Origin of the sequence: Campylobacter sp. CCS1377 (assembly GCF_040008265.1) — a bacterium.
GTDB lineage: Bacteria > Campylobacterota > Campylobacteria > Campylobacterales > Campylobacteraceae > Campylobacter_D.
The window spans coordinates 1,052,524-1,073,707 of sequence record NZ_CP155620.1 but is presented as its reverse complement, the minus strand read 5'-3'; the positions used below and the strand labels follow the sequence as shown (position 1 = coordinate 1,073,707).

Annotated in this window: 19 protein-coding genes and 1 tRNA gene; 13 read left to right on the top strand and 7 right to left on the bottom strand. The window is 30.5% G+C overall.

Annotated features, from left to right (window positions below):
* The first annotated feature begins 32 nt into the window (after window positions 1–32).
* Genes AAH949_RS05500 through AAH949_RS05490 form a run of 3 tightly spaced genes read left to right on the top strand, consistent with a single transcriptional unit; the run spans window position 33 to window position 4,486 of the window.
* The gene (locus AAH949_RS05500; protein WP_348518170.1) at window positions 33–1,205 is read left to right on the top strand and encodes an efflux RND transporter periplasmic adaptor subunit; all 1,173 of its coding nucleotides are present in this window, start codon (window positions 33–35) and stop codon (window positions 1,203–1,205) included.
* Entirely contained in the window at window positions 1,202–3,136 is a 1,935-nt protein-coding gene (locus tag AAH949_RS05495) for an ABC transporter permease (RefSeq protein WP_134239025.1), read from the top strand. The genes AAH949_RS05500 and AAH949_RS05495 overlap by 4 nt, the downstream gene beginning before the upstream one ends.
* Window positions 3,137–3,139: 3 nt before the next feature.
* A complete protein-coding gene (locus tag AAH949_RS05490) occupies window positions 3,140–4,486 on the top strand; it encodes a TolC family protein (RefSeq protein WP_348518169.1) in 1,347 nt (448 codons plus the stop codon).
* A gap of 490 nt (window positions 4,487–4,976) precedes the next feature.
* Here the strand turns inward: AAH949_RS05490 and AAH949_RS05485 are convergent.
* The 3 genes from AAH949_RS05485 to tgt all read right to left on the bottom strand — a co-directional run bounded on the left by AAH949_RS05485 (window position 4,977) and on the right by tgt (window position 6,973).
* Window positions 4,977–5,053 (bottom strand) — tRNA-Arg (locus AAH949_RS05485).
* A 38-nt stretch (window positions 5,054–5,091) separates the two neighbouring features.
* Window positions 5,092–5,853, bottom strand: a complete 762-nt coding sequence (locus AAH949_RS05480) for a CorA family divalent cation transporter (RefSeq protein WP_134239027.1) — start codon at window positions 5,851–5,853, stop codon at window positions 5,092–5,094.
* Complete coding sequence (gene tgt, locus AAH949_RS05475) at window positions 5,843–6,973, bottom strand: tRNA guanosine(34) transglycosylase Tgt (RefSeq protein ID WP_134239028.1); 1,131 nt, start codon at window positions 6,971–6,973, stop codon at window positions 5,843–5,845. The genes AAH949_RS05480 and tgt overlap by 11 nt, the downstream gene beginning before the upstream one ends.
* Before the next feature lie 106 nt (window positions 6,974–7,079).
* Here tgt and AAH949_RS05470 point away from each other — a divergent pair, with 106 nt between their 5' ends.
* The 10 genes from AAH949_RS05470 to AAH949_RS05425 all read left to right on the top strand — a co-directional run bounded on the left by AAH949_RS05470 (window position 7,080) and on the right by AAH949_RS05425 (window position 17,750).
* Window positions 7,080–8,483, top strand: coding sequence for a TrkA C-terminal domain-containing protein (locus tag AAH949_RS05470; RefSeq protein WP_134239029.1), 1,404 nt, complete (start codon window positions 7,080–7,082; stop codon window positions 8,481–8,483).
* A 106-nt stretch (window positions 8,484–8,589) separates the two neighbouring features.
* Entirely contained in the window at window positions 8,590–9,645 is a 1,056-nt protein-coding gene (gene aroB, locus AAH949_RS05465; RefSeq protein ID WP_348518168.1) for a 3-dehydroquinate synthase, read from the top strand.
* Entirely contained in the window at window positions 9,642–11,186 is a 1,545-nt protein-coding gene (locus tag AAH949_RS05460) for a mechanosensitive ion channel domain-containing protein (RefSeq protein ID WP_134239031.1), read from the top strand. Before aroB ends, AAH949_RS05460 begins: the two co-directional genes overlap by 4 nt.
* The gene (gene mtaB / locus AAH949_RS05455; protein WP_134239032.1) at window positions 11,183–12,433 is read left to right on the top strand and encodes a tRNA (N(6)-L-threonylcarbamoyladenosine(37)-C(2))-methylthiotransferase MtaB; all 1,251 of its coding nucleotides are present in this window, start codon (window positions 11,183–11,185) and stop codon (window positions 12,431–12,433) included. Before AAH949_RS05460 ends, mtaB begins: the two co-directional genes overlap by 4 nt.
* A gap of 2 nt (window positions 12,434–12,435) precedes the next feature.
* Window positions 12,436–14,037 (top strand): ATP-dependent metallopeptidase FtsH/Yme1/Tma family protein, encoded by a 1,602-nt coding sequence (locus AAH949_RS05450; protein ID WP_134239033.1) that lies wholly within the window; start codon window positions 12,436–12,438, stop codon window positions 14,035–14,037.
* 2 nt (window positions 14,038–14,039) lie between these two features.
* A complete protein-coding gene (mog, locus tag AAH949_RS05445; protein ID WP_348518167.1) occupies window positions 14,040–14,573 on the top strand; it encodes a molybdopterin adenylyltransferase in 534 nt (177 codons plus the stop codon).
* A gap of 79 nt (window positions 14,574–14,652) precedes the next feature.
* The gene (locus AAH949_RS05440; protein ID WP_348518166.1) at window positions 14,653–15,438 is read left to right on the top strand and encodes a hypothetical protein; all 786 of its coding nucleotides are present in this window, start codon (window positions 14,653–14,655) and stop codon (window positions 15,436–15,438) included.
* Complete coding sequence (locus tag AAH949_RS05435; RefSeq protein ID WP_348518165.1) at window positions 15,410–15,685, top strand: hypothetical protein; 276 nt, start codon at window positions 15,410–15,412, stop codon at window positions 15,683–15,685. The genes AAH949_RS05440 and AAH949_RS05435 overlap by 29 nt, the downstream gene beginning before the upstream one ends.
* Before the next feature lie 190 nt (window positions 15,686–15,875).
* Window positions 15,876–16,898: a hypothetical protein gene (locus AAH949_RS05430; RefSeq protein ID WP_348518164.1), complete on the top strand. Its 1,023-nt coding sequence runs from the start codon at window positions 15,876–15,878 to the stop codon at window positions 16,896–16,898.
* 12 nt (window positions 16,899–16,910) lie between these two features.
* Window positions 16,911–17,750 carry a hypothetical protein gene (locus tag AAH949_RS05425; protein ID WP_348518163.1) on the top strand — a complete coding sequence of 280 codons (840 nt, stop codon included), beginning with the start codon at window positions 16,911–16,913 and terminating at the stop codon, window positions 17,748–17,750.
* Here the strand turns inward: AAH949_RS05425 and msrA are convergent.
* From msrA to aspS, 4 genes are read right to left on the bottom strand one after another with little or no spacing between them, the layout of a single operon-like run.
* On the bottom strand, window positions 17,747–18,241 hold the full coding sequence (gene msrA / locus AAH949_RS05420) for a peptide-methionine (S)-S-oxide reductase MsrA (protein WP_134239035.1): 495 nt from the start codon (window positions 18,239–18,241) through the stop codon (window positions 17,747–17,749). The two genes, AAH949_RS05425 and msrA, sit on opposite strands and share 4 nt — an antisense overlap.
* Window positions 18,242–18,283: 42 nt before the next feature.
* Window positions 18,284–18,802, bottom strand: a complete 519-nt coding sequence (gene ppa, locus AAH949_RS05415; protein WP_134239036.1) for an inorganic diphosphatase — start codon at window positions 18,800–18,802, stop codon at window positions 18,284–18,286.
* A gap of 9 nt (window positions 18,803–18,811) precedes the next feature.
* On the bottom strand, window positions 18,812–19,387 hold the full coding sequence (locus tag AAH949_RS05410; protein ID WP_348518162.1) for an adenylate kinase: 576 nt from the start codon (window positions 19,385–19,387) through the stop codon (window positions 18,812–18,814).
* Entirely contained in the window at window positions 19,384–21,135 is a 1,752-nt protein-coding gene (gene aspS / locus AAH949_RS05405; protein ID WP_134239038.1) for an aspartate--tRNA ligase, read from the bottom strand. The genes AAH949_RS05410 and aspS overlap by 4 nt, the downstream gene beginning before the upstream one ends.
* Window positions 21,136–21,184: the final 49 nt, after the last annotated feature.

Genomic DNA, 21,184 nt, shown 5'->3' with positions numbered 1-21,184 from the left:
ATAAATTCTTTGTTTTATCTTTAAGGAAAAAAATGAAAAAAACACTAATTATTCTTATTTTGCTCACTGTTTTTATATTAGGAATTTATTATTTTTACTTTTATAAAAAAGAAAATTTTAGCTATCTTACTTATGAAGTAAAAACTATGGATATTTCAGAAAATATAGAAGCTATAGGCGAAGTTTATGCAAAATCACAAGTTGATGTTGGTGCTCAAGTTAGCGGACAGATTACAAAGCTTTATGTGAATTTGGGCGATCATGTAAAAGCAGGGGATTTAATCGCACAAATCGATAAAGACAAACAACAAAACGAATTTGATATCACAAAAGCCCAGCTTGCAAGCGCTAAGGCAAATTTAGAAAGCAAAAAAGTTGCTCTAGAAATTGCCACAAGACAATACGAAAGAGAGCAAAAGCTTTATAAGTCAAAAGCCACTTCGCTAGAAAGTTTAGAAAGCATTAAAAATAATTTTTACTTACTCAAAGCCAATGTTGCAGAGTTAAACGCCCAAGTAACCCAGCTTGAAATTTCACTCAAAAATGCTCAAAAAGATCTTGAATATACTACTATTACTGCTCCAAGTGATGGACAAATTGTCAATATCGCTGTTGAAGTAGGTCAAACCGTAAATGCCTCGCAAAATGCTCCTACTTTGGTGCGTTTGGCGGATTTAAGCGAGATGGAAGTAAGGATGCAAATCACCGAAGCAGATATCAATAAAATCAAAATCGGCGAAAAGGTGAAATTTAGCATACTTAGTGATCCGGATAAAAAATACGAAGCCACAATTTCAAGCATAGATCCTGCCGATACGGTTTTAAGTGATTCTACAAGCACTTCAAGCTCAAGCGCGAATTTAAATTCAAGCTCCACAAGCAATGCCATTTATTATTACGCGCGCTTTTTTGTCAAAAATGAAAATAATTTCTTACGCATAGCCATGAGCACAGAAAATCAAATCGAGATTAATCATGCAAGCAATGTCCTAGCCGTGCCAACCATAGCCATAAAAAACGATGAAAAAGGTTATTTTGTCGAAGTTTTAAAAGATGAAAAAGTGTTTAAAAAACACATAGAAATTGGCATTAAAGACAGCTTAAATACTGAAGTGAAGCAGGGCTTGCAGGTAGGGGATTTGGTTATTGTTAATAAACAAAGTCAAAATGTAAAAAGCCAAAATATAGGCAGAATTCCAAGATGATAAAGCTTAGCAATATCTGCAAAAGTATCAATCAAACACCCATTTTAAAGAATGTTTCTTTAGAGATAGAGAAGGGCGAATTTGTTGCCATTATAGGCCAAAGTGGGAGTGGTAAAACTTCACTTTTAAATATCATAGGTACTCTTGATAGTCCAAGTAGCGGATCTTATATTTTTGAAAATTACGAAGTTACAACCCTTAGTAAAGATGAAAAAGCAAGGCTTAGAAGAGAAAAAATTGGTTTTATTTTCCAGCGCTACAATCTTTTATCTTTATTAAGTGCGGGTTCGAATGTTGTTTTACCAGCCATTTATGCAGGAAAGACCACAGAAGAAAGAGAGCAAAAAGCAAAAAAAATTTTAAGCGAATTAGAATTAGGACATAAATTTAATGCAAGACCTAATGAATTAAGCGGTGGTCAACAGCAAAGAGTGAGTATTGCAAGAGCTTTGATTAATGGCGGAGAGCTCATTTTAGCTGATGAGCCAACTGGTGCGTTAGATAGTAGAAGCGGCATTATGGTGCTTGAGATCTTGCAAAAGCTTAATAAAGAAGGTCATACCATTATTTTAGTTACTCACGATAAAGACATAGCCGCTAAGGCAAAAAGAGTGATTGAAATCAAAGATGGCGAAGTTTTAAGCGACACTAAACAAGAGCAAAGCCAAAGTAATTATGAAATTCATAAAATGCCTAAAGAAAAAAAGAATTACACTCTTTTTAAAAACCAAATTTCAGAATGCTTTAAAATGTCTATTACTTCTATCATCGCACATAAATTAAGATCTGTTCTTACTATGTTAGGTATCATTATAGGCATTGCTTCAGTTGTTTGTGTCGTGGCTTTAGGGCTTGGGACCCAACAAAAAGTACTTTCATCTATCAGTGCCATAGGTACAAATACTATACAAATCGTTGCAGGTAGAGGACTTGGAGATATAAGATCAGGTCGTACTAGACTAAGTTTGAGTGATTTAAATGTTTTAAATGCTTTACCTTATTTAGAAGCTGCAGAAGCTGATGTAAGGGATTCTAGTATAGTAACTTATGCTAATACTTCTTTGCAAGCAAGGGTAAATGGCGTTGGGGTAAATCGTATGAAAATTCGCGGTTTAAAACTCGCTGCAGGAAGATTTATCAATGATATTGATATCAAAGAAAATGCCAATATCGCCGTGCTTGATGATAATGGACGCAAAAATTTATTTCATGGCATTAGTGCAGAGCAAATTTTAAACAAAGTTGTTATTTATGATTCTCAACCCTTAAGAATAGTTGGAGTCTTGCAAAGACAAGATGATCAAAGTGGCTTTGATCCAACCAATGGCACAGTTGAGCTTTATGTGCCCTACACTACAGTGATGAATAAAATCACCGGAGATAAACGCCTAAGATCCATAGTAGCAAAATTAAAAGATGGTGTAGATCCTAATTTAACCGAACAAACTATAGCCCAAGTTTTAGAAATCAAACGCGGTAAAAAAGATTTTTTTATGGTAAATTCTGATGCTATACAAAAAGCAGTAGAAGCTAATACTCTAACTCTAACACTACTTATTGCCTCTATTGCAGTAATTTCTTTGATTGTTGGCGGTATTGGTGTGATGAACATTATGTTAGTTTCGGTGAGTGAGCGAACAAGAGAAATTGGCATTAGAATGGCTATTGGAGCAAGAAAAGAAGATATTTTGATACAGTTTTTACTTGAAGCGGTGTTAATTTGTACTATAGGTGCGATTTTGGGCGTGGCTTTGAGCTTTGGTGTGATGTATGTTTTTAATCAACTTAGCAAAGATTTTTTAATGATAATGTCTTATAATTCCATATTTTTAGGGCTTTTAAGCTCTGTGATGATTGGTATTATTTTTGGCTTTTTCCCTGCAAGAAATGCAGCCAATTTAAATCCTATCAATGCTTTATCTAAGGAATGATTTATGAAAAATTTATTTTTTTTTATATTTTTAAGCTTTTTTTTATATTCTTGTGCAAGTAAAAATTCGCCCATTACTATAGAAAACAATTTAACCCAAAAAGAATTCAGCGAATTTAATGCTTCAAGGCTTTGGTGGAAAAACTATCAAAATGAAAAATTAAACCAAATGCTTGATTTTGTGATTTTAAATAACAAAGATATTAATGTTGCAAGGGCAAATCTTTTAAGTGCTGTGGCAAGGTACAAACTCATTGATTTTGATCTTTATCCAACTTTGAGTGCGAATTTGGGTGCAAATATTGCTAGAGATTTGAATTTAGGTAGCGAGAGTAAAAGCTTTTCAAATGCCTTGAATTTAAGTTATGAGTTAGATATTTATGGTAAAATTTCAGACAGTGTAAAAGCTAAAGAATTTAGCGCAAAAGCCAGTGAATATGATCTTGAAAATTTAAAACTAAGTATTGTAAATCAAAGCATTAATTATCTTTTTGAACTTTTGTATTTTAATGATGTGGAAAAATTACTAAATGAATATATTTTAAATTTAGAACAAATGAAAAGCATTTATGAATTTAAACTTAAATATGGTAAGATTGAAGAGCTTGATTTGCTAAATATCGAGCAAAATCTTTTAAGTGCTAAGCAAAATCTTTTAAGCAATCAGCAAAACAAAGAACTCATTATTAAAAATCTTCAAGAACTCATTGGAAAAGAGCAGGGTTTTACTTATATTTCTTATTTTCAAAATCTTTCTTTGTCAGATTTTAAGGAATTGGCTATTGATTTTGATATTCCTTTATATATTTTTGCTAATCGTCCTGATGTAAAGTCAAAAGCCAATAATCTTCAAGCGGCATTTAAAGATTATCAAAGTATAGAAAAATCAATATTTCCAAGCATAAGTCTAGGGGCAAATTTAAATGGTGATGCAAGTGAATTAAATGATAGTTTTGAATTTTTGATTTTAGGTGGAAATGTAAAAATTTCCCTGCCTTTTTTAGACTATGGTAGAGTGAAGCAAAACATTAAAATTTCACAATACGCCTATGACATTTTAGTTTTTGAATACGAGCAAATTTTACAAAGTGCTTTGAATGAATTTAGGCTTTGTTATAAGGATTATGAATATAATACAAAATTATTAGAAAATGTAAAATTAATTAATGCCAAACAATTCCTTATCAAGGAAGCTTACCTACAAAAATACGAACTTGGGAAAAGTGAGCTTAAAGATTATTTAGATGCGAGTAATTCTTATATTACTTCGGCCCAAGAAATTTTGCGCTCAAGAGTGAATCTTTTAAAAACCATTAATCAATATTTTCAGATCACAACCATTTTACCTTAACCTTTTAGATCCTTCGCGTTGCTTGGTGACAAACCCTCACCATTGCGAACCTCGGAACTTCTCACGCAATAAATTTTAAGAAAACTTTGATAGAATTATTTCGTTTAAGTGATTAATTTCTCTTGGTGGGAAAGGTGCTACTAATGATAGAAAAGATTTTAAATGTAATTTTAATATTATTAGAAGTAATAAACGAGCTGATTAAATTGCTTAACCAGCTCTCTTAAAACACCAAAAAAATTATAAGAAAGCCTTGTTTAACCTATACTTAAACAAAATCCACGCCAAGAGTGCAAGGCTCTTGGCTTTGCCAGCATTTCATTCACTTGTGAACAACTCCTAGTTATTCTAGAACCCCTTGTCATATTAAGCACAGCGAAACATCTCTTTTTAAACCATCTATTTTTCTTAAAACAAAAGATCCTTTGTGTTTGGATGACAAAATGATGAAAAGTTGAATGATGGTTTGGATAAATAAACGCAGATAAAGTGGTGCGCCCAAGAGGATTCGAACCTCTGACCTTTTGAACCGCAATCAAATGCTCTATCCAGCTGAGCTATGGGCGCAAAAAGTGTAATTATATCACTATTTTCTTAAAATTAAGTTATTTTTTTGACTTTTTTGTTATTTTGTCATCAAAATCTAATTCTTTTTCCTTTTTGTTTTTATAAAAAATAAGCCCAAAAATCAGTATAAAACAAATAGTAGAAAAGATATACCAAGTGCCGTTTTTATTTCCATCAAAAAACAAACCCTCGGTATTCATTCCAAAAAATCCTACGATAAGATTTAAGGGTAGAAAAATTGCCGAAAGCACACTTAGAAAATAAATGCTTTTATTCATTCTTTCATTTTTCATAGCGCTTACAAGCGAATACATTTCATTGAGTCTATTTAAGCTTTCTTTGGCTGTTCTTAAAGAAATATTAGTGCTTAAGAGTAGGGGTTTTAGGGCTTTTTTGCAAAAATTTTGTTCACTTATAAGCAAATTTAAAGCTTCGCTAAGCAAATTTAAGGTTTTTATGTTTTTATTGATTTTTTGCTTTAAAATGAATATTTTCTTAAAAAAATGTTTGATTAAAATTCCTTTTAAAAGTACATTCTCTTTGTGTTCTAAGATGCTTTCAAAATGAAAATTATTTGCCTTACATTCTTCTATATTAAGGCGTATAAGAGCTATGAAATCTTCAAATTGATAATTTTGAAATTCGCAATTTTCCAATTTATAAATTTGATTTTCTTCGAAACCAAAAATATAGATTTTATCGGCGTTTAAAATAAAAATTTTTTGTCCTAAAAAATCTGTATAAAGTGTATTTAAATTTTTATTAGCTAAAAATTTAGCTAAGTTTTCATCATAGTGCATTTTTAAACCTTTTGGCATAAAATTCTTTTTTAAATTCAGTAAATTTACCTTTTTTGATAGCTTCACGCATTTTACTGACTAAATCAAGATAATAATGCAAATTATGCAAACTAGCAAGGCGAAAAAAAGTAAGTTCTTTGGCCTTAAAAAGATGATTTAAGTATCCACGCGAAAAATTACGACAAGTATAGCAAGAACAGGTATTATCGATGGCTTCGTGATCGTTGATAAACTCGGCTTTTTTGATATTAAATTTACCAAAGTTTGTAAAAAATGTACCATTTCTTGCATTTCTTGTTGGCATAACACAATCAAACATATCAACGCCACGCTCTACATTTTCCACCAAATCTTCAGGCGTTCCAACGCCCATTAAATATCTAGGGCGATTTTCATCCAAAAAAGGATTTAAATTTTCTACCGTTTCATACATTAAAGCATTTTCTTCCCCAACACTAAGCCCGCCAATTGCAAGTCCATCAAAATCCATTTCATTTAAAGCTAAAGCGCAACGCTTTCTTTCTTCATAGTCAGTTCCACCTTGTATGATACCAAAAATATTTTGTTTCAACCCTATGCCTTGACTTTGCTTAAATTTATGATAATTTATAGCTTCTTTCGCCCATTTTATCGTGCGATCAACTGAAATTTTAATTCTTTCTTTGCTTGCAGGAAGTGCAACTAAATCATCTAAAATCATCATAATGTCAGAATTAAAATCATACTGAGTATCCAAAACGCTTTGTGGGGTAAATAAATGCTTACTTCCATCAATATGGCTTTTAAATTCTATCCCTTCTTTAAAATGCTTAGAATTTGCAGAAAGTGAAAAAGCTTGAAAGCCTCCGCTGTCAGTTAAAAAACTTCGATCAAATTTGCTAAAACCATGCAAACCGCCAAATTCTTTTACGATTTTTGATCCTGGTCTTAAATACATATGATAAGTATTAGCAAGGATGATTTTTGCATCGAGTTCATTTTTTAAATCAAGCGCATCAAGGCTTTTTACTGCACCGATTGTGCCAACGGGCATAAAAATTGGAGTTTCAAAAGTGCTATGTGCTGTGGTAATTTGACAAACTCTTGCGTGATTATCTTTGTGTTTTACTTTAAAATCCATAATTTCCCTTAAATTTTATAAAAATTAAAATTGTAACAAAAGCTTACTTAAAAAATTTATTCTAATTTTTGCTATAATTAGCCTTTTTCTTTCGGAGTTTTTGTGAATGAATAATATTTTAATTATCCTAGATGGCTTTTTGGCAAAACATTTTTTAGAAAGACTTTGTTTACAAAAAGGTTTAAAGCATTATTTTACGATACTTTATTATAATGAAGATAGTGTAAATTTAAGTATTAAAAACGAATATATAGAATTTGTTAAATTTGATCCTACAAGTACTGCTAAAATGCAACGCATTATGATGAAAGAATTCTCACAAGTTTTTATTTATATGCAAGATGAATTTGATGTAAGAAAAACTTATGAAAACTTAAGAAGTTTTAATAAAAAGCTTGATATTGTGATTATGGATTTTTGGGGGTTGCCTATTAATGATGAATATTGTGATTTAATTGATTCTAAAGCTACGCTTTCACATAGACTTTTGGATTTTTTGCCTGATGTGGCCTTAACAGCACAATTTATTGGACTGGGTATTGGCGAAATTATGGAGATTAAAATTCCAGCTGGTTCAGCTTTTGCTTATCGTCATATTGGTTCTATTGCGCAAAAAAAATGGCGCATTGCACTTATTTATAGAAATAATAAAATATTTTTTGTCAAGCCTTCTTTTATGCTTCAGCCTAATGACAGTATTTTGGTGGTGGGCGAACCTAGTGTTTTGCAAGGTGTATATCATAATGTTAAAAAAGACAAGGGGCAGTTTCCAAGTCCTTTTGGAAGTAATATTTACTGTTTTTTGGATATGAAAACAATGACTCAAGAAACTCAAGAAAAACTTCTAAGCACTTGTTTGTCTTTGCATGCAAAAATCAACAATAAAAAGCTTTTTATAGAGGTTTTTAATCCTACTTTGGGTCAATTATACGAGAAGTTAAAAAATTTAGATATTGAAAATATGAATATTTATTTTAATTATACGCAAATTAAAAAAGAATATTTGGATTCTTATTTAATAAATAATAATATCGGGGTTTTTGTGGTTGATAAAAGTTTTTTTGAAAAAAATAAGAAAAATTTATATGAATTAAAAATTCCGCTTCTAAAAATTGGCGAAAATGATTTTGATAAGCTTAATGAGGCTACGATTTTAAGCTCTGGAGAAAGTGAGATTGAGGCACAATCTAATGTCGTGATGGATCTTAGTGCTCAGCTTGATTTGGGCGTAAAATTGTATCATTATGAGTCAACTCATTCTGAAGAGAGCTCTTTTGTTTTGGAGTATTTTCAAAGTCTTGCTAGGCTTTATAATAAAAAAATAGAAATCATTCATACTAAAGACGAAAATCCTATTTTAGCTATGACAAAAAAAAGCGATGCTTTGCAATTTATCAGTTTTAATTCTAGGCTAACAAGTACCAATCTTGGTAAAAGTTTTAGTATGGATCTAAATCGCTTGTATTATAAAATGGATAAGAATTATCAACTTTTCATACCCGTAGAGTAAAAATAACATTTTATATCAAAATTTTTATTTTATTTTGACAATAAGACAAGAATTAGCCTGAATTTGTTACAATAAAAACTTATTTAAAATATACAAAAGTGATAAAATGCAAATAGATATAAATTTAAAAGAAAATGCGTATAAAGTTTATGTTGATGAGTTAAAAAATTTAGAGTTTGACACTAAGGTTTTTATACTTTCAAATCCAAAAATTTTAGGTCTTCATTTAAAAAGCTTGCTTTTAAAAATCAAAGCCAAAGAAGTGTTTATTGCTACGGTTAAAGATGGGGAAGAATATAAAAATTTAAACACCATAGAAGAAATTTTAAACCAAATGTTTAATTCTAAACTCGATAGAAAAAGTGTGCTTATCAGCTTTGGTGGCGGAGTTATTAGTGATATGGGAGGATTTGCGGCAAGTATTTATCAAAGGGGGATAGATTTTATAAATATCCCTACAACACTCTTAGCTTGCGTTGATGCTGCAGTGGGTGGAAAAACAGGTATTAATAATGCTTTTGGTAAAAATCTTATCGGCACTTTTTATCAGCCAAAAGCCGTGTATTGTCAGAGTGAATTTTTGAGGACTTTAAGCGCGAGAGAATTAGCCGCTGGTATGGCTGAGTTTATAAAAATGGCCATAATGTTTGATAAAAATTTGCTTGAATTTATAGAAAGTATCGATGCAAAAGCCTTTTTAAGTGCAAGTTGTGGGGATGAAATTTTAACTAAAATTATCGCAAAAAGTATAGAGCTTAAAGCTAGGGTTGTGGAAAATGATGAAAAAGAAAGCGGAGTGAGAATGCTTTTAAATTATGGACATACTTTTGCCCATGTGATAGAAAATTTTACAGAATATAAAACTTATTTGCATGGTGAAGCAGTAGCGATAGGAATGAATATGGCGAATTGCTTGGCTTGCAATTTAGGCTTTTTAAGTCAAGAAGAATGTAAAAAAATAGAACAAATTCTACTTAAATTTAACCTGCCAATATCTTATAAAATCGCAAACATTGATGAGTTTTATCAGGCCTTTTTTAGGGATAAAAAAAGTTATAATTCTAAGATAAATTTCATTTTGCCTTCACAGCTTGGTAAGGGCTTTATCAAAGAGGATATTTCCAAGGAAATTATCCTTAAAACGCTTAAGGTTTTTGCATGAAAAAAATTATATTGCTTTTGATTTTTTGTACGGCTTTGTTTGCAAATAAAACTATAGGCGATGAATTAAATGAGAAAATTATGTCTTTGGATAAGGCGATTGAAAATAGCATTTGGAATGTAAGATATGAAAATTTTATAAAATATCAAGAATTAAAAACTCAAATTAATTTTTTAAATTCAGAGCTTGATAAAGCAAATTCAAATCGAGAAAAAGAAGAAATTTTACGAAAAATAGGTCATTTAGAAGAGCAATTAAGTTTGCTTGCAGAATATAAAGAATTAAATTTTGCTAAATTTTTATCCTTACCTGATAGTGTGGAAAGTTTGCCTAAATTAACTAATCCTTTTGCCATCATTTCTGGACTTTCGCATATTAGAAAACTAAGAAATGCTAAGGAAGAATACCTTAATCGTTTTAAAGAATTTCAAGATTTATTTAATATTATCAAAGAAAAAAATGAAGAGTTGAAAACCCTTGTGAAATTAAATCCTAGTAATGAAAATTTTAAGCTTCTTAAGGCTTCGGATAAAAAGTTAGAAGAATTTGAGCAGGCTTTAAATTTTAGCGAGGTTTCTTTTTCGGTTTATGAAAAAAATGTAGATGAGGAAATTCAAAGGGTAAGAAGTGATATCAAGACTCAAAGTTTAAGGGCAATTAATATCGTAGCGGCCATTATTTTCGTGCTGATTGTTTCTTTTTTGCTTAAAATTGCAAGTAAGAAATACATTAGTGACAATGAACGCTATTATACTGCAAATAAAATTATAAATTTTATTAATATTAGCATTATTTTTTTGATTTTACTTTTTGCTTATATTGAAAATATCACTTATTTAGTTACGGTGCTTGGTTTTGCTTCGGCGGGCTTGGCTATTGCAATGAAAGATATGTTTATGTCTATGCTTGGTTGGTGTGTGATTATTTTTGGTAGTAGTTTTAGGGTGGGTGATCGCATTAAAGTGTGGCAAAATAATACTACTTATGTGGGTGATATTATTGATATTTCTTTTTTAAGAATGACAATTTATGAGGATATTACCTTAACAACTTATACAACCAATCGTCGCAGTGGACGAATTATTTTTATCCCTAATAATTATATTTTTACAGGACTTATTGCAAATTATACTCATCATGGAATGAAAACCATTTGGGATGGTATAGATATTACTATCAGTTTTGATTCTAATCATAATAAGGCTATGGCGATAGTGGAGCAAGTTGTAACAAAGCATGCGAAAAACTACACAGATTTAGCTAAAAAGGGTATGGGAAAATTAAGAAATGAATATAGCATTAGAAATCTTAAAGTTGAACCGCGGTTTTTTATGTTTTTTGAAGAATATGGCATGAGAATTTCGGCATGGTATATGAATAATTCTTACACTGCTTTGGTTTTAAGAAGTAAGATTAGCCGTGAAATTATTAGCGAATTTAATAAATGTGAAGATATAAAAATTTCTTATCCGAGTCAAAATCTTTATTTAAGCAATAAAGAAAAACCGATTTTAGAAGAACAAGAAGGAAGTTTATTTTGAAAGAAAAAGTTTATTTTAAGACTTTTGGTTGTAGGACAAATATTTATGATAGTGAATTATTGAAAAAATATGTTAAAGACTATGAAATCACAGATGAAGAGCAAAAAGCACAAATCATTGTGGTAAATTCTTGCACGGTTACCAATGGTGCTGATAGCGGTATTAGAACTTATATTCATACCATGAAAAAACAAGGAAAAAAGATTATTTTTACGGGTTGTGGGGCTGTAAGTAGAGGAAAAGAACTTTTAGAAAAAGGCGAAATTTTTGGAGTTTTAGGTGCTTCAAATAAACACAAAATTAATGAATTTTTAAAAAAAGAAAATTCGTTTTATGAGCTTGGAAATTTAAATTTTATCGATGAGGATATAGTGAGTGAGTATAAAAATCATACCAAGGCTTTTGTGAAAATTCAAGAAGGTTGTGATTTTGCTTGTTCGTATTGTATTATTCCTAGTGTTAGAGGCAAGTCAAGAAGTGTTAAAGAAGAAAAAATTATAGAGCAAGTTAAAATTTTAGCCCATAATGGTTACAGTGAAATTGTTTTAACTGGTACAAATATCGGATCTTATGGAATTAAAGATAATACAAGTTTAGGCAAGCTTTTACAAAAATTAGGCAAAATTTCAGGCATAAAACGCATAAGACTTGGAAGTTTAGAACCTGTACAAATTGATGAGAGTTTTTTGGAAATTTTGGATGAAGTTTGGTTAGAAAGGCATTTACATATTGCTTTGCAGCATACGCACGAGAAAATGCTACGCATTATGAGAAGAAGATCGCATACAGATAATGACTTAAAATTATTTAATTTTTTAGCAGACAAAGGTTTTGCTTTGGGAACCGATTTTATAGTTGCTCATCCTGGTGAAAGTGAAGAAATATGGCAAGAAGCTTTAAAGAATTTTAAAGAATTTAGGCTTACTCATATTCATGCTTTTATTTTTTCTCCAAGAAATAACACTCATTCAGCTAGCTTAAAAGATACTATAAATGGGGATATTGCTAAGTCAAGACTTAAAATTTTAACTCAAATTGTCAGTGAAAATAACTTTAATTTTAGACAAAAAAATAATCAAAATTTAAGCATTTTGGTAGAAAATAAAAAAAATGATTATTATGAAGGTTATGATCAATTTTATAATAAAATTAAAATCTATGCCAATGAAGATTTGTCGAAACAATGGATTAATATAAATGAATGTAAAGTTAATTTTAGCGACAATGAAGTTGATTTAAGGGGATAATGATGAAAAATTTGAAAATTATTTTAAGTTCTTTTCTGATTTTATGTGTTTTAATGGCGATTTTATATTTGAAAAATGAACCAAAATATATAGATAAGGCTTTTTACGATGGGCTTTTAAGAGAAGGTTTGATACAAAAAGCCATTGTTGATGAAAATAAAATTTTTATAAAAACGGAGCAAGAAAATTATCTCATTATTAAAGAAGGGGTGAATTTAGAGGAGCTTTTAAGTCAAGTACCTGTAGAAATTAGTGCAAATTATTTTGATGTTATTTTGGTGTTTTTGTTTGCATTTTTTATCGTATTTTTGTTGGTATTTATGTTTTTAATGCAAAGAAAGCAAAGAAAAAAATTCCCAATTTCCGCCAATGCAAATTCTAGTGTTTCTTTAAATTCTTTTGAAAATAAAGACATTAAACCCGTTATTACAAGCGTGAGTTTTAATGATGTTGCAGGTGTAGATGAAGTAAAATTAGAGCTTGGTGAATTGGTAGATTTTCTAAAAAATCCTATAAAATATAAAGAATTTGGAGTTAAGATGCCAAAAGGGGTTTTATTAGTAGGTCCTCCGGGTGTTGGAAAAACTTTAATCGCTAAAGCCATAGCTGGCGAAGCAGGAGTGCCATTTTTTTATCAAAATGGTTCAGCCTTTGTTGAAATTTATGTAGGAATGGGTGCTAAACGCGTCAGAGAGCTTTTTTCGCGTGCTAAGATGATGGCTCCAAGTATTATTTTTATCGATGAAATCGATGCTGTAGGAAAAATCAGAGGAGAAAATTCAAATACTGAAAGAGATACAACGCTCAATCAGCTTTTAACTCAAATGGATGGCTTTGAAGATAATAACGGCGTGATAGTCATCGCAGCCACAAATAAAATTGAGCTCATAGATCCTGCACTTTTAAGATCAGGGCGTTTTGATAGGCGTATTTTTGTTTCTTTGCCAGATTTTAAGGATAGACTTAAAATTTTAGAAATTTATATGAAAGATAAAAAAAATAATGTTGATTTAAGTAAAATTGCTAAGGCAAGTGTGGGATTTAGTGGAGCTGGACTTGAAACTTTGGTTAATGAAGCAGCCATTAATGCTTTAAGAAGGCAAAGTGATAGAGTTGAAGAAAGTGATTTTTACGCCGTGTTAAATAAAGTTCTTTTAGGACAAAGAAAGGTGCTTACTTTTAATGAGAATGAGAAAAAAATTCAAGCCACCTATCAAGCCGCTAAAGCACTTTGTGCTTATTATTTTGATATAGGTTTCGAAAAAATCACCTTAATGGAAGATCGCTTTAAAGAATACGAGCATACGCTAAGATCAAAATCTGAGCTTTTAAACAAAATTAAAGTGTATTTGGCTGGAAATTTAGCAATGAAAATCATCTATAATGAAACTTATACCAATTTTCAAATGGATTTGATTAAAACAAAAGAGCTTGTGGCTTATATGATAAATTACGATATGTTAGATGAAGCAAATTTGGAGACGATAAAGCAAGAATTGCAAGATTTTTTAGAGCCTATGAAAGAAAAAATCATACAACTTGCCAACTTGCTTTTAGAGCAAGAAAAGCTTGAAAATTCAGATATTAAAAAAATAATGGAGTGAAAATGCAAAGTATAAATATAGGAATTTTAACATTAAGCGATAGAGCTAGTGCTGGAATTTATGAAGATAAAGCAACTTGTGAAGTGAAAAATGTTTTGCAAGCTTATATTAAAAATGAGCTTATTTTTCATTGTGAGCTTATCCCTGATGAATATGAGAAAATTATAGAAAAATTGGTTTTTTTAAGTGATGAGAAAAAATGCGATTTGATTATCACCACTGGTGGAACTGGTCCAGCACTTAGAGATGTTACGCCTGAGGCAACACAAGCGGTTTGCGACAAAATGCTTCCAGGTTTTGGCGAGCTTATGAGAATGCAAAGCTTAAAATATGTCCCAACGGCGATACTTTCAAGACAAAGTGCAGGCATTCGCAATAAAAGCTTAATTATCAATCTCCCAGGCAATCCAAAGGCCATAAAAGAATGTTTAGAGCCAATTTTCCCTGCAGTGCCTTATTGCATAGATTTAATTGAAGGAGCATACATAGAAGCTAGAGAGGAGAATATTTCAATCTTTCGTCCTAAGAAAAAATAAATTTATTAAAAATAAGTGAATTTAATGACTTTGCTTAGGACTTTTAATATAAATTCCTTTAAAGTAAAATGGAATACAAATGAAAAAACCTTTTTATAAACTTAAAAGATTTTATATAGCTTGTGTTGCACTCGTAGTTTTGATTATTTTTGCAAGCTTAGCTTATCATTTTTTACTTCGACCTTTAGAGCTTATCTTTTGGAATAAGTATTATCATGAAAAAGAATATCAAAGTGCTAAAGATATGTATAAACTATTTAAGAGCAATGAAGAAGAATTTAAAAAAGTTTTTAAAGAACAAAACTTAAATCAAGAATTAAAAACAAATCAAAAAGAATTATTAAACTATATGCACTATTTCAAAAAAGATTTTAAATTTATGCAAACTTTAGGTTTAGATAATGCTTATTTAGTAGCTCTTAAAAATAAAGATGTATTGTTTGGTTTGCAAATGCAAAACAATCTTGATTATTTTTATCTCGCATCCAATAGCACTGATTTAGAAGAAATTAATAATTATTTAAATATTGTAGATAATTTTCTTGTCTTTATGAGTGAAATTGAAAAATTACCACCTAAGTATAATTTAGGCAAAATAATGTTTGAAATTAATTTTATGAATTATAATACTTTATTTTTTAGTTTCACTTTAGATACAAATCTTATGTGTTCTATACCTCAAAAAGAACAATTATTAAAAAATATGATTAATTCTTATGAAAAAATGAATTTATTTCATGATGTGGATTTAAAATTTCAAGATCAAGAATTATACGAAGCAATATATGTAACAAAAGAATTCAATTATCTTATAAATATTGCCAAAGGAAGATTAAATGCATGTGGAGAATTTAAAAATCAATAGAGATAGAGGGCAAAACCAATATGCGATTAAAACTATATTTGCTTTGTTTTTTATGCTGTATTTTAGCACTATTGCTTACGCAATGAGATTTATCGAGCCAGACTTAGAACAACATAAGCATTTTTTACAAACCAGAAAAGAACCTTTTGCTATTTATTTAGCCATAAATACCAATATCAAAAGCTTTAATAATATTTGTCCTAGTATGGTATTTTCACAACAAAGAAATTCTAGAAGATTTTCTTAATAATTTTTATAACCCAAAATTTGGCATATATCTAGGTAAAATTGTATTTAATAAAAAAGGCAATAAACTTATTCCAAAATACATACCTAGTAAATTTGAAAATTTAGAAGAAGAAGTTAAAAAGATAAAAAATCCTTTATGGCTTGCTAATAAAAATCCTAATTATATTAAGCCTAAACCATTGAAACCTATGAAACCTAAAACAGAAGAAAGTTCTTCAGAAAATCTAAGTCAATTGGAGTTAGTAATACAAGATGTAGTGGTAAGTCGTGGTGATTATAAAATAACCACTCCAAATAATTTAGAATATCAATGCAAAATAGAAAAAGATACAACCATTTTAAATCAAGAACAAATCATTTCTTATGTGAATGCAATTCATAGTAAAAATGTAAATATGATAAAAAATTACATTGATACAATCAATAAAGACTATGGCATAAAACCTTTTGTATTTAGTGATGAAATTTATGATGAATTAGGAGAAGTTGGTATTATCACAAAAGAACAAGCTAATAATTTTAAAGATAAAAGTTATATTAAAAAAGATCCGATATTGCTTGCTATGCTTGATTATCTAGCCAAACAAAATAAAAAAGATGAAGATTATTTAATAGGCTTTGATGATGAGTATTTTTACGCTTATTTGGTTTGGAGTTTAAGGGATTTCTTATTAAAGCTTTCTTATGGTGTATTTCAAGATGAAACCAAGCTTCTTTTTAATCCTGCAGCTTATATGGATGATACAAAAATACATTATAGAAATTTAGACCAAGAAGTGAATAAGCGTTATGAAAAAATATTGTTTGATATAGGATTTGGAAAAAGAGGTGTTTATGATGTTTATTTTGATGATTATTATGGTTATAGCTTTGGTAATAATGGTATTTTTGAATTTAGCATAGATGATTATTTTGCTTATGATGAAATAGGAGTAAAAGCTTACGAGTATGAATATAAAATTGGACAACCTCCTAAAATTATAGGACTTCAACCTAATAAAAGTCCCTTTGATAGTCCTAATTTTGTTTATTCTGATGGAAATTATCATGGAAGTAAAAAGCTTGTTCCCTCTGCTTTAGGAAAGTATTATTTTGAACTTTCTTATCAAGAAGAAGTTTATATAGAACTTTTACGCCCTTATTATCCAAGCATAAAAGATTTGCCAGAAGGTTGGGACAATAAAATGCTAGAAAAAGCTAATTTAAAATAAATATGAGCATCCATGAACAAACCTTTTTACAAACTTAAAAGATTTTATATACCTTGTATTATATTGATCATAATACTTGCTGTGCTTGCAAAATTACTTTATTCTCCTTTATATACGATTTATTGGGAAACAAATCATCGCTTTGAAAAAGAACAAGAATTTAGAATCATTGAAAAAATGACTTTAAACCCAACTCATAAAGACATGATTAAAATTGTAGATGATTATCAACCTAAACTAGAAGATTTTAAAGATTTAAATGCAAAAATGCAAAAGGCTATTTTTGATTTTAAGGTAGCTAAATTCTTTGGATTTGAGGATAGGTATTATCAAGTTTCTCTTAAAAATTACGCTGATACATTTTACTTTTTAGTCGGTAGTGAACGATTTTTTTTTCTTTACCTAAATTTCATAAGCAATTTAAACTCAAATGAAAAACAAAAATACCTAAGCTTAAAATCTTCTACTAGAGATTTAGAAAAACAAATCTTTGAAGAAAAACTTAAATTTATAAAGCATTATGAAGAATTTTATGATCATTTAGAGGGTATAGGTTATTTGGATAAGGGAACTGAATATAAAAATGCAGCAATTTATTTAAAAATATCAATTCCAAGCTCTTTTTTGCTTTATAGTAATCAATTATGCTCTTTTAAAGATAGAAACTTAATGTTTAATCAAATAAAGAAAAGTTATACTATATTCATTAACTTAGATCCAGATGGCTCAAAACTTTTCGACAAGACATTAAAAGAAAATTTTAGGAATTATCGTAAGGATATATCACCTTTTCTAGAAAATACAATAAATAAAATTCAAAAGGCTTTAGATGAATGCAAGATAACTAACTAAATAAATATTTTTTGTAGTTTTGGCAAAATAACAGCTTGACAATAGGCGTGATTTGGATTTTTGCTAAAATAATTTTGATGATAAGTTTCTGCACTATAGTAATGTTTTAGTTTGTAAATTTTTGTCACTATGGGCAAGGAAAATAATTTTTGTTGATTAAGGATAAAATTTTCAATGATTTTTAGCTCATTTTCATCATCATAAAAGATTGCAGAGCGATACTGAATTCCCTCATCAGCTCCTTGCTTATCAAGACTTGTAGGATCGTGAATTTTGAAGAAAATATCAAGAATTTTTAATAATGAAATTGTATTTTCATTGTAAGTTAATTTTACCACTTCTATATTGCCATCGCCAGCGCAAACACTTTCATAGCTAGGATTGTGGGCCCCTCCGCTATATCCAACTTCAGTTTTTATAATGCCTTTAATGCGTTCAAAAACAGCTTCTATGCACCAAAAGCATCCACCACCTAAAATGATATTTTTCATTGAAAAATCCTTGAGGGTTTAGCCCAAAATAGGGCTAAAAGATTATTTGTAGTTTTTTATCGCTTTTTCTAAAATTTCAATTGCAGCTTTTTCATCTTTGAAATCTTGCACTTTTACCCATTTATTTGGTTCTAAAATTTTATAGGTTTCAAAGAAATTTTTGATTTTATTTAGTGTTGCTTGCGGCAAATCGGTATAAGTTTTGATATTATCATATCTTGCGTCAATTTTCGAATTTGGAACTGCAAGAAGTTTTTCATCCATTCCACTTTCATCTTCCATAATCAAAACACCAATCAAACGACAAGGAATCACAGCACCAGCTTGAACAGGATACTCATTTAGCACTAAAATATCCACAGGGTCGCCATCATCAGCCAAAGTATTGGCAATGAAACCATAATTTGCAGGATAAAACATCGCACTAGCCATTACACGATCAACAAAAATCGCACCACTTTCTTTATCAAGCTCGTATTTAACACTAGATCCGTATGGAATTTCAATCACAGCGTTGATTTTATTTGGAATGTCTCCTATTTTAATTTTACTTAAGTCCATTTTTTCTCCTTATGAATTTTGAATTTTTTTGATTAAATCTTTCATATCGGCGACAATCACTTCAATCGTTCTTTCGCCATCAATCACAAAGTGTAAATTTTTGCTTTGATAAAAAGAAATGATTTCTTCTAAAGGTTCGGTATAAACTTTCATTCTGTTATGAAACACTTCTTCATTATCATCAGCTCCACGGTTTCTTCCTAAAACACGATCTTTAGCTACTTCTTCGCTTACTCTAACTTCTATAACGCCTTTAAGACAAACTTCGTTTTGCTTACTTAAAACTTTATCAAATTCTGTCATTTGCTCTACGCTTCTTGGATAACCATCAATAATAATGGTTTTTGTAGGAGCAACTTTGAGTGCTGAAACGATAGTATTTACCACTACTTCTAAAGGTACTAAATTTCCTTTGGAAATAAAGCCATCTATGGTTTTGCCAAGCTCACTTCCGCTTGCAACTTCAGCTCTTAAAAGATCGCCTGTGGAATAGTGTGTGATATTTTCATCAGCCTTTGCGATCAAACTCGCATCGGTGGTTTTTCCGCTACCTGGCGCACCTATGATTAAAAACAATTCTTTCATTTTATATTCTCCCTTAATTTTAGTCCCAATTCTCTCATTGCTTCATTGCTTGGTGCACTTGGTGCGTCTGTCATTAGACATTGTGCTCTTTGTGTTTTTGGAAAAGCAATCACTTCTCTAATGCTACTTGCACCAGTTACTAACATAATGAGCCTATCAAGCCCTATAGCAATGCCTCCATGCGGTGGTGCACCAAAGCTTAAAGCGTCAAGTAAAAAGCCAAATTTTTCTTTTTGCTGTTCCTCATCAATGTTTAAAAGCTTGAAGACTTTTTGCTGAATTTCGTTTTTATGTATTCTTATGCTTCCACCGCCAAGCTCGATGCCGTTTAATACTACATCATAAGCAATGGATGAAATTTCTTCTAAATCGCTTTCATCAATATTTTTTGGCATAGTGAAAGGATGGTGCATTGCAGAATAACTTCCATCATCATTTTGTTCAAACATAGGAAAATCAACAACCCATAAGAATTCTAAAGCATTTGGATCAATTAAATTTAATTCCTGTGCTAAGAAAATTCTAAATCTTCCCATATAATCAAGTACGGTTTTTTTAACTCCTGCGCCAAAAAAGACTACATCGCCCACTTCAAGTTCGCAACGCTTAGTAAGTTCGTTTAAATCAGTCTCATCAAAGAATTTGCAAAGTGGGCCTTTAAGTCCATCTTCTTTTACTTGTATGAAAGCTAGACCCTGTGCACCAAATTTACGCACGAATTCTTCAAATCTTTGCATTTGTCTTTTTGAAAAAATCGTATCACCTTTTGGAACGCGTAGGGCTTTAACGCGGTTTTTCTTGCCATCTTTGGCAATATTTGCAAAAATTTCATTGTTTGACTTAGCAAAAATATCAATCACATCAATAAGCTTTAGATCAAAACGCAAATCAGGCTTATCGCTTCCGTAATTTTCCATTGCTTCGCGATAAGGCATTTGCCTGAAAGGAGTTTGAATTTCTTTACCGCAAGCTTTAAAAATATCTTTTAAAAAGATTTCAGCTACACTCATCACATCTTTTTGTTCGCAAAAACTCATTTCCACATCAATTTGCGTAAATTCAGGCTGACGATCCGCTCTTAAATCTTCATCTCTAAAACATTTTGCAATTTGAAAATAGCGATCAAAGCCACTACACATTAAAAGTTGTTTAAAAAGTTGCGGACTTTGTGGGAGGGCATAAAATTCACCTTGATGAACGCGAGAAGGCACTAAATAATCTCTTGCTCCCTCAGGGGTAGCCTTTGTTAAAATTGGAGTTTCAACTTCTAAAAAACCCATATTAGCTAAAGAATTTCTTGCCGCTATGCAAGCTTTAGAACGCAAAGCGAAATTATCGTAGAGCTTAGGATTTCTTAAATCTAAAAAGCGATACTTAAGACGTAACTCCTCATTCACGCTTTCATCGCCTATGCCAAATGGTGGTACTGCACTTTCGTTTTCTATGGTAAGTTTATTCACTACCACTTCTATTTCCCCTGTTTTAAGCTTAGGATTTGTCAGTCCTTCGCCACGAGGACGAATTTTTCCTTCGGCAATTAAAACAAATTCGTTTCTAGTGCGAGATGCGATTTCATGAGCTTCTTTGCTATCTTTTGGGTCGCAAACAAGTTGAATAAGACCGCTACGATCCCTTAAATCAATGAAAATCACACCGCCATGATCGCGGTAGCTATTCACCCAACCACAAAGTTTTACAGATTCTCCTATGTTTGCAGAACTTAAGTCTGTATTGTAATGACTTCGCAAATTTTTTCCTTATTTAATAAAATTTCAAAAATAACTTAAAATTATAGTA

Excerpts from the sequence above, each read along its gene's own strand:
- AAH949_RS05500 (WP_348518170.1), top strand. The coding sequence starts at position 33 with ATGAAAAAAACACTAATTATTCTTATTTTGCTCACTGTTTTTATATTA.
- AAH949_RS05495 (WP_134239025.1), top strand. The coding sequence starts at position 1,202 with ATGATAAAGCTTAGCAATATCTGCAAAAGTATCAATCAAACACCCATT.
- AAH949_RS05490 (WP_348518169.1), top strand. The coding sequence starts at position 3,140 with ATGAAAAATTTATTTTTTTTTATATTTTTAAGCTTTTTTTTATATTCT.
- AAH949_RS05480 (WP_134239027.1), bottom strand. The coding sequence starts at position 5,853 with ATGCACTATGATGAAAACTTAGCTAAATTTTTAGCTAATAAAAATTTA.
- tgt (WP_134239028.1), bottom strand. The coding sequence starts at position 6,973 with ATGGATTTTAAAGTAAAACACAAAGATAATCACGCAAGAGTTTGTCAA.
- AAH949_RS05470 (WP_134239029.1), top strand. The coding sequence starts at position 7,080 with ATGAATAATATTTTAATTATCCTAGATGGCTTTTTGGCAAAACATTTT.
- aroB (WP_348518168.1), top strand. The coding sequence starts at position 8,590 with ATGCAAATAGATATAAATTTAAAAGAAAATGCGTATAAAGTTTATGTT.
- AAH949_RS05460 (WP_134239031.1), top strand. The coding sequence starts at position 9,642 with ATGAAAAAAATTATATTGCTTTTGATTTTTTGTACGGCTTTGTTTGCA.
- AAH949_RS05450 (WP_134239033.1), top strand. The coding sequence starts at position 12,436 with ATGAAAAATTTGAAAATTATTTTAAGTTCTTTTCTGATTTTATGTGTT.
- mog (WP_348518167.1), top strand. The coding sequence starts at position 14,040 with ATGCAAAGTATAAATATAGGAATTTTAACATTAAGCGATAGAGCTAGT.
- AAH949_RS05440 (WP_348518166.1), top strand. The coding sequence starts at position 14,653 with ATGAAAAAACCTTTTTATAAACTTAAAAGATTTTATATAGCTTGTGTT.
- AAH949_RS05435 (WP_348518165.1), top strand. The coding sequence starts at position 15,410 with ATGCATGTGGAGAATTTAAAAATCAATAGAGATAGAGGGCAAAACCAA.
- AAH949_RS05430 (WP_348518164.1), top strand. The coding sequence starts at position 15,876 with ATGAAACCTAAAACAGAAGAAAGTTCTTCAGAAAATCTAAGTCAATTG.
- AAH949_RS05425 (WP_348518163.1), top strand. The coding sequence starts at position 16,911 with ATGAACAAACCTTTTTACAAACTTAAAAGATTTTATATACCTTGTATT.
- msrA (WP_134239035.1), bottom strand. The coding sequence starts at position 18,241 with ATGAAAAATATCATTTTAGGTGGTGGATGCTTTTGGTGCATAGAAGCT.
- ppa (WP_134239036.1), bottom strand. The coding sequence starts at position 18,802 with ATGGACTTAAGTAAAATTAAAATAGGAGACATTCCAAATAAAATCAAC.
- AAH949_RS05410 (WP_348518162.1), bottom strand. The coding sequence starts at position 19,387 with ATGAAAGAATTGTTTTTAATCATAGGTGCGCCAGGTAGCGGAAAAACC.